12 protein-coding genes are annotated in these 11,988 nt (G+C 70.8%); 3 read left to right on the forward strand and 9 right to left on the reverse strand.

Translation table 11 applies throughout. From position 1 onward, the window contains the following. Positions 1–53: 53 nt before the first annotated feature. The 3 genes from GT358_RS16825 to ptsP all read left to right on the forward strand — a co-directional run bounded on the left by GT358_RS16825 (position 54) and on the right by ptsP (position 3,957). Complete coding sequence (locus GT358_RS16825; RefSeq protein WP_256371808.1) at positions 54–335, forward strand: ester cyclase; 282 nt, start codon at positions 54–56, stop codon at positions 333–335. 63 nt (positions 336–398) lie between these two features. Then, on the forward strand, positions 399–1,634 hold the full coding sequence (locus tag GT358_RS08040; protein ID WP_166582094.1) for an aspartate kinase: 1,236 nt from the start codon (positions 399–401) through the stop codon (positions 1,632–1,634). A 67-nt stretch (positions 1,635–1,701) separates the two neighbouring features. Then, positions 1,702–3,957: a phosphoenolpyruvate--protein phosphotransferase gene (gene ptsP / locus GT358_RS08045; RefSeq protein WP_166582095.1), complete on the forward strand. Its 2,256-nt coding sequence runs from the start codon at positions 1,702–1,704 to the stop codon at positions 3,955–3,957. A gap of 15 nt (positions 3,958–3,972) precedes the next feature. Here ptsP and GT358_RS08050 read toward each other — a convergent pair whose 3' ends face one another. The 9 genes from GT358_RS08050 to GT358_RS08090 all read right to left on the reverse strand — a co-directional run bounded on the left by GT358_RS08050 (position 3,973) and on the right by GT358_RS08090 (position 11,794). Then, entirely contained in the window at positions 3,973–4,680 is a 708-nt protein-coding gene (locus GT358_RS08050) for an EcsC family protein (RefSeq protein WP_371416247.1), read from the reverse strand. 119 nt (positions 4,681–4,799) lie between these two features. Then, on the reverse strand, positions 4,800–6,530 hold the full coding sequence (locus tag GT358_RS16855; RefSeq protein ID WP_166582097.1) for a complex I subunit 5 family protein: 1,731 nt from the start codon (positions 6,528–6,530) through the stop codon (positions 4,800–4,802). Further along, on the reverse strand, positions 6,527–8,014 hold the full coding sequence (locus GT358_RS08060; RefSeq protein WP_166582098.1) for a proton-conducting transporter membrane subunit: 1,488 nt from the start codon (positions 8,012–8,014) through the stop codon (positions 6,527–6,529). The genes GT358_RS16855 and GT358_RS08060 overlap by 4 nt, the downstream gene beginning before the upstream one ends. Continuing rightward, positions 8,011–9,471, reverse strand: coding sequence for a proton-conducting transporter membrane subunit (locus GT358_RS08065; RefSeq protein WP_166582099.1), 1,461 nt, complete (start codon positions 9,469–9,471; stop codon positions 8,011–8,013). Before GT358_RS08065 ends, GT358_RS08060 begins: the two co-directional genes overlap by 4 nt. Next, positions 9,468–9,809, reverse strand: a complete 342-nt coding sequence (locus tag GT358_RS16830; RefSeq protein WP_208103413.1) for an NADH-quinone oxidoreductase subunit K — start codon at positions 9,807–9,809, stop codon at positions 9,468–9,470. Before GT358_RS16830 ends, GT358_RS08065 begins: the two co-directional genes overlap by 4 nt. Then, on the reverse strand, positions 9,806–10,729 hold the full coding sequence (locus GT358_RS08075) for a hydrogenase subunit MbhD domain-containing protein (RefSeq protein ID WP_166582100.1): 924 nt from the start codon (positions 10,727–10,729) through the stop codon (positions 9,806–9,808). Before GT358_RS08075 ends, GT358_RS16830 begins: the two co-directional genes overlap by 4 nt. Continuing rightward, entirely contained in the window at positions 10,726–11,028 is a 303-nt protein-coding gene (locus GT358_RS08080; RefSeq protein WP_208103414.1) for a monovalent cation/H(+) antiporter subunit G, read from the reverse strand. Before GT358_RS08080 ends, GT358_RS08075 begins: the two co-directional genes overlap by 4 nt. Beyond that, positions 11,025–11,327 (reverse strand): multiple resistance and pH regulation protein F, encoded by a 303-nt coding sequence (locus tag GT358_RS08085; RefSeq protein ID WP_166582101.1) that lies wholly within the window; start codon positions 11,325–11,327, stop codon positions 11,025–11,027. Before GT358_RS08085 ends, GT358_RS08080 begins: the two co-directional genes overlap by 4 nt. After that, on the reverse strand, positions 11,324–11,794 hold the full coding sequence (locus GT358_RS08090) for a Na+/H+ antiporter subunit E (protein ID WP_166582102.1): 471 nt from the start codon (positions 11,792–11,794) through the stop codon (positions 11,324–11,326). Before GT358_RS08090 ends, GT358_RS08085 begins: the two co-directional genes overlap by 4 nt. Positions 11,795–11,988: the final 194 nt, after the last annotated feature.

Consider the following 11,988-nt stretch of genomic DNA (forward strand, 5'->3'; position numbering starts at 1 on the left):
GTCGCCTGGGCGGCACGTGGTCGGTACCGATCAGCTTGTCGCCAAAGACCATGATGGTCCACGCGTCCGGAGCAGCGTGCCGTGGTCAGGCATCTCTCGAGAGGCCGCCATCAGCGCTGTCCATCCCCGACGGCGGCTTTCTTGGCCTGCCGCCGACCGGGCGCTTTGTCACCATGCGGGTGATGGATTTCTATCTCCACCACGAGGGGCTGATCCGGGGGAACTGGTTGCCGATCGACCTTGTCGATCTGCTGCGCCAGATGTGCGTGGACGTGTTCGGGCGGCTGCGCGCCCTCCTGGCCGGCCGGGGCCAGTCGCAGGGCGGGGACGGCTGATCGTCCCGCCATTGCTCCCCCTTGCGGGCCCGGCTAAGAGGGCGCCCCGGAAGGGGGCTCTCCATGTCCATCCTGGTGATGAAGTTCGGCGGCACGTCCGTCGCCAATCTCGACCGCATCGCGCGGGCAGCCAAGCGCGTCGCGCTCGAAGTCGGCCGGGGACATGATGTCATCGTCATCGTCTCGGCCATGGCGGGCGAGACGAACAAGCTCGTGGGCTGGGTGCAGGAGACGGCCCCTCTCTACGATGCGCGGGAATACGACGCCGTGACCGCCTCGGGCGAGAACGTCACCGCAGGGCTGATGGCGCTGCGGCTGCAGGAGATGGGCATCCCGGCCCGCTCCTGGCAGGGCTGGCAGGTGCCGGTCCAGACCACATCCGCTCACGGTCACGCGCGGATCGAAGCGATCCCGACGGACAACATCCGGCGCAAGTTCGCCGAGGGCATGAAGGTGGCCGTCGTCGCCGGCTTCCAGGGCGTCTCGCCCGAAGGGCGCATTACCACCCTGGGCCGGGGCGGCTCGGACACGACCGCCGTGGCCTTTGCCGCCGCTTTCGGGGCCGTGCGCTGCGACATCTACACCGATGTGGACGGCGTCTATACGGCCGATCCGCGCATCTGCGAAAAGGCCCGCAAGCTCGATCGCATCGCCTTCGAGGAGATGCTGGAACTCGCCTCGCTCGGGGCGAAGGTGCTCCAGACCCGCTCGGTCGAGCTGGCCATGCGCTACAATGTCAAGCTGCGCGTTCTCTCCTCGCTCGAGGAACGCGAGCATGCGGGCACGCTCGTCTGCCCGGAGGAGGACATCATGGAATCGAATGCCGTTGCCGGGATCGCCCATAGCCGCGACGAGGCCAAGATCACCCTGACTGGCGTGGCCGATCGCCCCGGCATCGCGGCCGCCATCTTCGGCCCCCTGGCCGAGGCGGGGGTCAACGTAGACATGATCGTGCAGAACATCAGCGAGGACGGGCGCACGGACATGACCTTCTCCTGCCCCACCGACCAGGTTCTGCGCGCCCGCCGCGCCATCGAGGAGGCGCGCGCCCGGGGCGACTATGCCTTCGCCGACCTCGTGGAGGACGGCGGCGTAGCCAAGGTTTCCGTGGTCGGCATCGGGATGCGGTCCCATGCTGGCGTGGCCGCGCGCATGTTCCGGGCCCTCGCAGCCGAGAACATCAACATCAAGGTCATCACCACCTCCGAGATCAAGATCTCGGTTCTGATCGACCGCAAGTACATGGAACTCGCCGTTCAGGCGCTCCACGACGCCTTCGATCTCCATCGCGCGAGCTGAGCGCTCCCCCAGCGCGGTTTCCCTTCACCTCCGGTTGTGCTGTAACTCTCCACAAGCTGGGGATCACATGCCGGAACGCATCGAAAGCGAGAGCCGCAAGCTCCTGGGCCGTCTGCGCGCGGCCATGGCCGAGGCCTCGGCCGGGCAGGCGCGGCTCGACCGCATCGTGCGGCTGATTGCCGACTCGATGGGGACGGAGGTGTGCTCGATCTATCTCTTCCGCGATCCCGACACGCTGGAGCTCTGCGCCACCGAAGGCTTGCGCCCCGAAGCCGTCCACCAGACCCGCCTGCGGCTGGGCGAAGGGCTCGTGGGCCGCGTCGCGCGCGATCGCATCGTCATCAATACGGCCGACGCTCCCTCCGAGCGGGGCTTCCGCTACATGCCGGAAACCGGCGAGGAGCGCTTCTCCTCGTTCTGCGGCATCCCCATCCAGCGCCTGGGCGAGGCCTTGGGCGTACTGGTGGTGCAGAGCCGCGCCGCGCGCGTCTTCACGCCCGACGAGGTCTATGCGCTCGAGATCGTCGCCATGGTCCTCGCCGAGATGACCGAACTTGGCGCCTTTACCGCGGGCGATGGCAACGGCGCGCTGTCGCCCCGTCACCAGCGCCCCGTGACCTTCCGCGGCCTTCAGGGACAGGAGGGAGCCGCGATGGGGCGCGTCTGGCTGCATGAGCCGCGCGTGGTCGTCACCAATCCCTTCAGCGACGATCCTGACCGCGAACTCGCCCGCCTCTGTGCGGCCATCGACTCCTTACGCGAACAGGTGGATGCGATGCTGGCCACCTCCGTCAGCGTGGATGCGGAGGAGGTCGCGGTGCTCGAAGCCTACCGCATGATCGCCAATTCCAAGTCCTGGATCCGGCGCATGCAGGACGACATCCGATCGGGCCTGTCGGCCGAGGCTGCCGTGGAGAAGGAGCAGTCGCTCGCCCGCACACGGATGGGTCAGGCTGCCGACGCCTATCTGCGGGACCGGCTGCACGATATCGACGACATCTCCAACCGGCTCCTGCGCATCCTGACCGGGCAGGGCGGCGACACGGGCGCCGCGATGCCGGACGATCCCGTGCTGGTGGCGCGCAACATCGGCCCCGGGGAGCTCCTCGATTACGGAAAGGGCACGCTGCGCGGCATCGTGCTTGAGGAAGGATCGGTCGGCAGCCATGCGGCCGTCGTGGCGCGGGCCTGGGCCATTCCCCTGGTGATCCGGGCGGAAGGGATCACCACGGAAGCCCTGAACGGCGATCCGATCCTCGTGGACGGGGATCAGGGTCTGGCGCATCTGCGCCCCGACGAGACGGTGCGCCGGGCCTTCGAGGACAAGATCGCGATGCTGGCACGCGCGCAGGAGCGCTATGCCGGCCTGCGACACCTGCCTGCCAAGGCGCTCTGCGGCACGACCATCTCCCTGCACATGAACGCGGGACTCATGGCCGACCTGCCCTCGCTCGCCTCCTCGGGCGCCGAGGGTGTGGGACTCTTCCGGACGGAACTGCAGTTCCTGGTGCGCAACCAGATGCCCAAGCGGGCCGAACTGCAGGCGCTCTATGCCCGCGTGATGGATGCGGCACAAGGCAAGCGCGTCGCCTTCCGCACGCTCGACATCGGCTCGGACAAGGTGCTGTCCTACATGAAGCCGCAGGACGAGCCCAATCCCGCCATGGGGTGGCGCGCCATCCGCCTCGGGCTCGACAAGCCCGGCGTGCTGCGCATGCAGCTTCAGGCGCTGGTGCGCGCCGCTGCCGGTCGCCCCCTGACCGTCATGTTCCCCTTTGTCGCCACGCCCGAGGAGTTCCGCGCTGCCCGCGCCGAGTTCGACAAGGCGCTCGCGCGCGAGCGCATTCTCGGCCATCCGCTGCCCTCGCAGGCCGAGGTGGGCGCCATGGTCGAGACGCCGTCCCTCGCCTTCGCGCCCGACGAGTTCCTGCGCGAGGTGGATTTCCTGTCTGTCGGGGGCAACGATCTCAAGCAGTTCTTCTTTGCCGCCGACCGAGAGAACGAGCGTGTGCGCCGCCGCTACGATCCTCTCTCGACCAGCTTCCTGCGGTTCCTGCGGGACTTCGTGCGTCGCTGCGAGGCGACGGGCACCCCCTTGGGCTTCTGCGGCGAGGATGCCGGCCGCCCGGTCGAAGCGGTCGCTCTGGCGGCCTTGGGCTTCCGGACGCTGTCGATGCGCCCCGCTTCGATCGGTCCGGTCAAGTCGCTCATCAGACGCATCAGGCTCGACGAGGCGACCCGGCTGATCGAGGACGCCATTGCCGCAGGCCACGACAGTGCGCGACCCGCCCTGGATGCATGGCTTGCGCGGCAGCCCGTCTGACGGTTCAGGGCCCGGTCAGGCGCGCTGGACGGGTGGCTCCGGCGGACGAAGGACAGCGAGAACCCGGTGGAACTCGTCGTACACGACCTCGCCATGGACGCGCGCCAGCCGGCGGAGTCCGAAATGGACGTGCGCCACCTCCACATAGTAGTCCGTGAAGGCCCAGTTCGTGCCGGCTCCCGCAGCCGCGCCCACGAGCGGCACTGCCTGACCGGCAAGCTTCTGACCGAACACCGCACCGAACCGGGGCGCCACCACCGCAACCAGACGCTGCACCGTCCCGCCGGTCAGCGACAGCCGTGCCCCCAGAAAGGCTGTGTTCACGCCTTCATCCGCCGTATCGGGCCCGCCCGAGCCGAACACGCGCAGGCACTCCATCCGTGTCTCCTCTGCGGCGGGGTCCTCGCCATTGGCCTCGGCCACGGCCTGGACGGCCCGGAAGATCAGGGCCGTGGTCAGCGGCAGTTCCATCAGCGCGGTGGGCAGACCGCCTGCGCCGCCTACCGCGCCGGCAACGGCCGCCAGCGCCTTGTGCGCCCCGTCCCCGCGCAGACGCGCCAGCCGGCCGGCCCAACCCTCTCCCTCCTCGCGCGACCGTGCCGCCAGAGCATAGGCGCGCAGCAGCGCGGCCATCGCCGCGCGATCGATCCGGGCGCGCAAGGGCTTGGGCAGGCGGCGCAGCGCATCCTCGACCCCGTTGCCCACCATGTTGACTGCGCGCATCAGCAGGCCACCGGCCCCGGCCTGCCTCGCGGCCAAGGCGGCGATCTCTGCCCGAGCCGCGTCATCGAGCGGCAAAGGCGGGTTATCGGGATTGACTTCCTTGAGGCGGGCCCGAGTGGTCATGGCAAGGAGATTGGCGCGCCCGCAGGCGCGATCAAGACAGCCACCCCGGGTTCCGAAGCCGACAGCAGCGCAAGCCCGCCGATCGTCAGCGCCATGGCCACCCCCGACCAGCGCCATCGCACCAGCCGCGCCTCCGCCCGCCCCGCGGCCGATTCCAGCGTGCGGCGCAGGGGGCCTAGGCCGCGCCCGGCGGCCCGTGCCTGCCGCACCGGCGCCGCGCCCCGCCGCCAATGCGGCAGCAGCGTCAGGAGGTCGCCCGGCGGCAGCGGCGCCCGCCGCGCCCCCTCGCCCCCCCGCGGCGCCAGAAGCACCAGAAGCCCGATCCCCGCCAGCACGGGCCAGATCGCTTCGACCAGGTTCGTCCCCTGCCACAGATAAGCGGGGTCCGGTCCACCCAGCGCCGGCATCAGCAGCACCGGCGCCACAAGCGCCGCCCCGGTCAGGACGACAGGCGGCCCCCACAGCAGCAGCCTTGGCCGCCCCCCACCCTTGGGCACGCCCTTGGCTGCGGCCGTCGCCCGCAGCCGCACCAGGAACCATACCAGCAGGATCGTCGTCGTGATGCCGGTCGCCGTCACCGCCCCCGACAGCCAGTCGGGCAGCCCCGCCTTGCCGATCGCCTTGGCCGCCGCCCCCCCCGTTGCCGGCGCCCCCGCGACCGAGGCCGCCGCCAAGGCTGCCAGCGCCAGCGCCCCCGCCCGCCACCGCCCCCCCGCGGCCAGCACCAGCCCCACCGACAGGAACAGCGCCGCCTTGGCCAGGCCGTGATGAGCGGCATAGGCCGCCGCCGGCAGCCGCGTCTCGGCAAAGACCAGCGACACGCCCGCCAGCACCAGCACGATGCCGATCTGGCTCACGGTGGAATAGGCCAGGATCGCCTTGGGGTTCTCCTGCGTCAGCCCCCACAGCGCCGCCCCGAACGCCCCCACCAGTCCCAGCGCGATCAGCGCGATCCCCAGATCCCCGTCGGGCAGCAGGATCAGCATCCCGATCACGCCCGCCTTGACGATCGCTCCCGACAGCACCGCCGAGCCTGGCACCGGCGCCGCCGGATGCGCGAGCGGCAGCCACACGTGCAGCGGCACCATCCCCGCCTTGATGCCCAGGCCCGCCACCAGCAGCCCCGCCGCGAGCGCCCCGTGGGGCCCCTCGGCCAGGGCTGCGCGCACCGCGCCGATCGCGAACCCGTCGGCGGCCGTCGCCGCGATCAGCAGCCCCATCAGCAGGCACACCTCGCCCACCAGCGCCAGGACCAAGTACACCCGCCCCGCCGTCAGCGCCGCCGCCGTGCGGTCGTGGATCACCAGCCCCCATGCCGCGAGCGAGACGGCCGTGAAGCTCGCATAGAAGGTGATCGCGTCCCCCGCCAGCATCACGCCCGCATTGCCGGCAAAGGTCAGGCACCAGAAGCCCGAAAAGGCCGCGATCCGCCCCCCCTCCCCTCTCGCCATGGCTCCGCGCGCGAACAGCCCGCCGGCCAGCCACACCACCGCCACCATGCCCAAGAGCAGCCGCCCCTCCGGCCCCGGCGCCAGCACCAGGCCCAGCAGCACGTCCGGCGCCCCGCCGCTCCCCCCCGTCACCGCCAGCGCCAGCGCCGGCAGAGAAGCGAGCGGCAGCAGATCGAGCGCACGCCACCCGAGCCGCGGCCAGCACGCGACCAGCGCCAGAGCCAGTGGCCAGACCAGCGCCAGGAGCGCGAGCGGATCGCCCGTGAACACTGTCATGGGGAATAGGCTCCGCCTGCGATCAGCGTGGCCCAGCCGAGCGGACTGAACGCCGAGGCGGCAAAGAGCCCTGCCGCAACGCTCGTCAGCGCGGTCAGCATCGCGGGCACCACCAGGCCCGGCACCCGCTCGTCCACCGCGGCGAAGGGGATGGGCGTCGCCCCGATCCCCTCCGTCTGCGGCGGCAGGAACCAGATCCGCCACAGGAGCGGCAGGAAATAGGCCGCGTTGAGCAGGGTTGAGGCGCCCAGCACGGCGAGCACCCACAGCTCGCCCGACTGCACCGCCCCCACGCCCAGATAGACCTTGCTCACGAAGCCGGCGATCGGCGGCAGGCCGATCATTCCCATAGCACCCACGGAGAAGGCGGCCGAGGTCCAGGGCATCCGCTGCCCCAGGCCGTCGAGCTGCTCGATCCGCCGCGCCCCCGCGCGCTCGTCGTAAAGGCCCGCGCAGAAGAACAGGGTGATCTTCATGATCCCCTGATGGACCAGGTGGACCAGGCCCCCGATGGTCCCGAACGGCCCCGCCAGCGCCGTGCCCAGCACGATATAGGACACCTGGCTCACCGTCGAATAGGCCAGCCGCTTCTTCAGCTCCATCTGCTGCAGCGCCCGGACCGAGCCCCACAGGATCGTGACCGAGGCCACGACCGCCAGCGGCGTGCCCAGGCCCAGCTCCTGCACCCGCGCCACCCCGAAGATGTCATAGACCACCCGTACGATCCCGAACGCGCCCGCCTTGACCACCGCCACCGCGTGCAAGAGCGACGAGACAGGCGCCGGCGCGGCCATGGCGCCGGGCAGCCAGCCGTGCAGCGGCACGATCGCCGCCTTGACGCCCAGCCCCCCCACGAACAGCACGAAGATCAGCGTGAGCGACCAGCGGTCCACCCCCGACAGGTCCGGCGGCGCCGCAAAGGCGACGGTGCCCACCAGCCCCTCCAGCCAGATGATCGCCACCAGCACCGCCACGCTGCCCGGCAGGGCATAAAGGACATAGCTGCGTGCCGCGGCCAGCGACTGGTCGTCCTGCTTGTGCGCCACCAAGGGCCAGGTCGACAGCGTCAGCAGTTCGAAGAACACGAAGAACGTTATCAGCGTCCCCGACAGCGCCAGCCCCGTCGTGGCCGCCACGCACAGGCTGAAGAAGCCGAAGAAGCGCGACAGCTCCGGCTTCTCGCCGAAATAGCTGATCGCGTACACGGTAGTCAGCAGCCACAGGAACGCCGACAGCGAGACGAAGAGCAAGGACAGGTCGTCTGCGCGCAGCACGAGGTCCAGACCCGGAGCGAGGGGCAGACGTGCCTCCGGCTCGATGCCTTCGGCCACCGCACCCATCAGCACGACCACCAGCCCGAGCTTGATGACCGCGCCCCCGAGGTTGAGGCCGTTGCGCCAGGCATGCTGCTCCTGCGGCAGAAAGAACGTGACGGCTGCCGGCAGCAGGGATGTCAGAAGGATCACGACCGGCAGCGCGTTCACGGCCCGATCCCCCGTGCATAGGCTGGCGCGCCGGCCTGAAGCAGATCATAGGCCGGCTGCGACAGGACTCCGAGCGCCGCTGCCGCCAGCGCCAGCGCGAGCGGCACCGCCTCCAGCAGGCGCGGGGTCCGCTGCACCCGCGGCGGCTCGCGCGCGAACAGCGCGGCGAGCGGGCGGTAGAAATAGGCCGCCGCGAGCAGCCCGCCTGCGGCGAGGACCAGTCCCCAGCCCGGCAGCCCCAGCTCGAACGAGGCGCGCATGACCAGGTACTTGGCGATGAACCCGCCCGAGGGCGGCAATCCCATCAGCGACACCGCCGCCATGCCGAAGGCGAAGCACGACAGCGGCATGGCGCGTGCGAGACCGGCGAGATCCGCGAGCCGGTCGCTCCCGATCGCGCGGATCCAGAGCGCGGCGCACAGGAACACCGCCGCCTTGGCCAGAGCGTGCGAGAAGGCCCCGATCTGCGTGCCCGCCCAGGCCTCTGCCGCGCCGGCCGTGCCCGCCCCGGCTCCGCCCACCAGCGGGAACATGACAAACAGATAGCCCAGCTGCGCCACCGTCGAATAGGCCAGGATCTGCTTGAGCCGCTCCTGACGTAGCGCCATCAGCCCCCCGTGCAGGATCGCCCCCGCGCCCAAGGCAGCCATCACGGCCAGGGCCGCGGGGGGGGTCGCGTCCGGCATGGCTTCGAACCACAGCCGCACCAGCATCACGAACCCCGCCTTGGGCACCAGCGCCGACAGCAGGGCCGAGGCGGGCGAGGGCGCCCCCGCATGCGCCGGCGGCAGCCAGGCATGGAACGGAAACAGGGCCGTCTTGATGGCCAGCCCCGCCGTCATCAGCCCCAGCGCCAGCGCGTCCGCCCCCGACCGCCCCGCCGCGATCCGGTCGAGGTCCAGCGTCCCGTGGCCGTGATAGACCAGCACCACGCCCAGCAGATAGACCAGCGACCCCATGAGCGCATAGAGCACGTAGCGCAGCGCCGCCTCGATCGCGCCCGGCCCCCGCCCCAGAGCCACCATCGCTACCGCCGTCAGCGTCAGCAGCTCCAGCCCCACATAGAGGTTGAACAGGTCGCGCGATACCATGATGGCGTTCAGCGCGCCCCAGAGCAGCATGGAGGAGGGCCAGAACACGTCCCGCGCCCGCGGCGTGGCAAAGTCGTGGCGCGCCACGGCCCAGACCGCTCCCATCACGACGACGGCGGCCGCCAGGAACCCGACCGCAAGCCCATCCGCCCGCAGGACGATCCCCAGCGGCGCCCCCCAGCCGCCCAGCCGCACCTCGATGGGCCCGGTCCGCAGCATCCCGTCCCACAGCACGACAACCGCTGCCGCACCGGCGATCAGCGCCAGCAGGGCAACCGTGGAGCCCTGCCTTCCGGCCAGGAGGCAGCCCAGTGCCGCCAGGAGCGGGCCCAGCAGCAGGACGGCCAGAGCCACCTCGCCCGTCACGGCCTGCCTCCGGCAGATGATTTCTCTTGCCGGTCCTCCCGCCGGTCCTCCGGCAGGTCCGCGCGTCCCGTCTCCTCCGCGAACCGCCCCACCAGCCACAGCGCCACCGCTGTCGCGGCCAGCGCGACCACGATCCCCGTGATGACTAGGGCCTGCGGCACCGGATCCACTCCGCCCCCGCGCCAGCCCAGCGCCCCGAACAGCAGAAACAGCCCCGATCCCACGACGTTGAAGGCCAGAACCCGGCGCAACAAGTGCGCCTGCACGAGAAAGCCCCACAATCCGATCCCGATCAGGGCCGAGGCCGTGACGACGAACAGGACGACCGATCCTGTCACGGCATCCTCCGCGGCTGGGGCGGCCCCAGCACCAGAAGCGCCAGGGTGGCCGCGATGGACAGCGTCAGAAACACCTCCACCGTGAGGATCATCGCCTTGGCCCAGTCCGGCGGAAACAGGAGCAACCCCCCGAGAGCGAGGCCCGACGCGCCGACCAGCAAGAACACCGCAGGGCCCGCCGCGAGCGCCGTCCGCCACGATCCCGAATCGGGTCGCGGCAGCGCCACCAGTCCCGCCAGCGCCGCGATCAGCCCCACCGCGGCCAGCACGGTGCCCCCTTGGAACGCTCCACCCGGCTGCGACGCTCCGGCCCAGACTAGGAACACGCCCACGACGATTCCCACAGGCGGCAGCAGCCGCGCCATCCCCTCCAGCACGCCGCCGGGTCGGGCATGCAGCGGCGGTCCCACCGGCGCCTCCCACTCCTCCTCGCGCGCCAGCGCCCAGACGGCCAGCAGCGCGGCCAGGAGCACGATGCTCTCCAGCAGCGTGTCCCAGGCGCGAAAGTTCAGCAAGACGGCCGTCACCGGGTTCTCCACCCCGCTCAGCGGCAGCGCCTCGCCGGCCTCGGTCCACAATCCCCCCGCGCCCGGCACTCGCAGCGCCACCCAGCCGGTCGCGCCCGCCACGCCCGCGGCGGCCAGGGCAGGGACCAGGCCCGCGCGCACCGGGAACTCCGGCGCGCCCGCCCGACGCAGTCGCGCCACCGCGCCCAGCAGCAACAGCCCCGTCAGCCCTGCCCCAATCGCCGCCTCGGCCAGGGCCACGTCGATCGCCCCCAGCCGAACCCAGGCCAAGGCCACCGTGATTCCATAGGCAACAAAGAACACAGTCGCACGAAACAGGCCACGGCCGCCGATCGCCGCCAGCGCCGCCAGAAGCATCAGGGCGCAGAGGACCAGGTCGAACAGAACCGTCATCCGCGCAGCCGCCGATCCACCAGAGCCGCCCGCGCCACCAGCTGCGCCACCAGACCGGCCGCCACCAGCGCCAGCACCCAGACCAGGGCGATCCGCGCCAACTGTCCCCAGGTCTCCGCTTGCAGAGCCACTCCCAGTGCCACGAGGCCCAGCCCCACATTGTCCGCCTTCGTCAGCGCGTGGAGGCGGCTGAACGTGTCCGGGAAACGCAACAGCCCCACTGTTCCCGCCAGAAAGAACAGCAGTCCCAGACCCGTCAGGACGATTGTCAGGACATCCGGCAAGGCGATGGCGCTCACTGTCCTTCTTCCCCCTCCGAGGGCTCGGCTTCCTCGGGATCGCCCGCCCCGTCCGGGCTCGAGGCCTTCACGAACCCCACGGCCGCAAAGGCGGCCAGCAGCGCCAGCACGATGGCCACGTCCAGAGCGTGCCACGAGATCACGGGCGCCAGCAGCATCGCCACGCCGACGCCTCCGGTGCCCACCAGCTGGGCCGCCATCATCCGGTCGGCCTCGCCCGGGCCCTGCCAGACGCGCCAGAACGCGCCGCCCAGCGTCAGCAGGATCGCCGCTGCCGCAAAGAGGAGCCAGCCCGTCACGTTCTCCTCTTCCCGATCATTGCGGCCCAGGCGCGGGCGTCCGCTTCCATCTCTTCCGGCTGCCATGCCGCGCGGTCGAGAACGTGAACGTACAGCGTGCCGTCGCGTCCACACCCGGCCGCCAACGTGCCTGGCATGAGCGAGAGCTGTGCGCCCAAGGCGACCCGGGCTCCATCGGGCAGATCCACAGGCCAGACCCGCCAAGTTGGGCGCAGCCGTTCCGGCGCCCCGAATGCCCGCACTGCCACATCCACACTGCCCAAGAACGAGCGCCACAGGAAGCCGGGCAGCAGGAGCACCGCGCGCAGCAGGCGGACGGGGCGCACCGGGGGCACGAGGCGCAGGCTTGTCCAGACTGCCAATGCGACGGCCGGAGCCCCGAACATCAAGCCTTCTCCATCCGGCCCGGCCAGCGCAAGCCAAAGAAGCCCGAAGGCCACAGCACGTTTGAGGATCGAAACGACCATGGCCCCGTTCCGCCCGTTCCACACCCAGCAGAGAAAGGATGGGCGCGCCGTGTTTCAAGCCCAATTCCGCCGGCTCCAGGCTCACTGCCGGAGCCGGAAGATAGCAGCGGCTTTAAGCGGGATGGCGGAGAGGAACTGCTCGTTGCATCGGTGGTGGCGCCTGGCTCTGTTGGGCTCTGTTGCACAAACCGGCT

Origin of the sequence: Rubellimicrobium sp. CFH 75288, from assembly GCF_009904055.1 — a bacterium.
Classification (GTDB): Bacteria; Pseudomonadota; Alphaproteobacteria; order Rhodobacterales; family Rhodobacteraceae; genus Rubellimicrobium.

What these genes read in the sequence shown, in the direction of transcription:
- GT358_RS16825 (WP_256371808.1), top strand. Translation starts at nt 54, where the DNA reads ATGGTCCACGCGTCCGGAGCAGCGTGCCGTGGTCAGGCATCTCTCGAG.
- GT358_RS08040 (WP_166582094.1), top strand. Translation starts at nt 399, where the DNA reads ATGTCCATCCTGGTGATGAAGTTCGGCGGCACGTCCGTCGCCAATCTC.
- ptsP (WP_166582095.1), top strand. Translation starts at nt 1,702, where the DNA reads ATGCCGGAACGCATCGAAAGCGAGAGCCGCAAGCTCCTGGGCCGTCTG.
- GT358_RS08050 (WP_371416247.1), bottom strand. Translation starts at nt 4,680, where the DNA reads ATGCGCGCAGTCAACATGGTGGGCAACGGGGTCGAGGATGCGCTGCGC.
- GT358_RS16855 (WP_166582097.1), bottom strand. Translation starts at nt 6,530, where the DNA reads ATGACAGTGTTCACGGGCGATCCGCTCGCGCTCCTGGCGCTGGTCTGG.
- GT358_RS08075 (WP_166582100.1), bottom strand. Translation starts at nt 10,729, where the DNA reads ATGACGGTTCTGTTCGACCTGGTCCTCTGCGCCCTGATGCTTCTGGCG.
- GT358_RS08090 (WP_166582102.1), bottom strand. Translation starts at nt 11,794, where the DNA reads ATGGTCGTTTCGATCCTCAAACGTGCTGTGGCCTTCGGGCTTCTTTGG.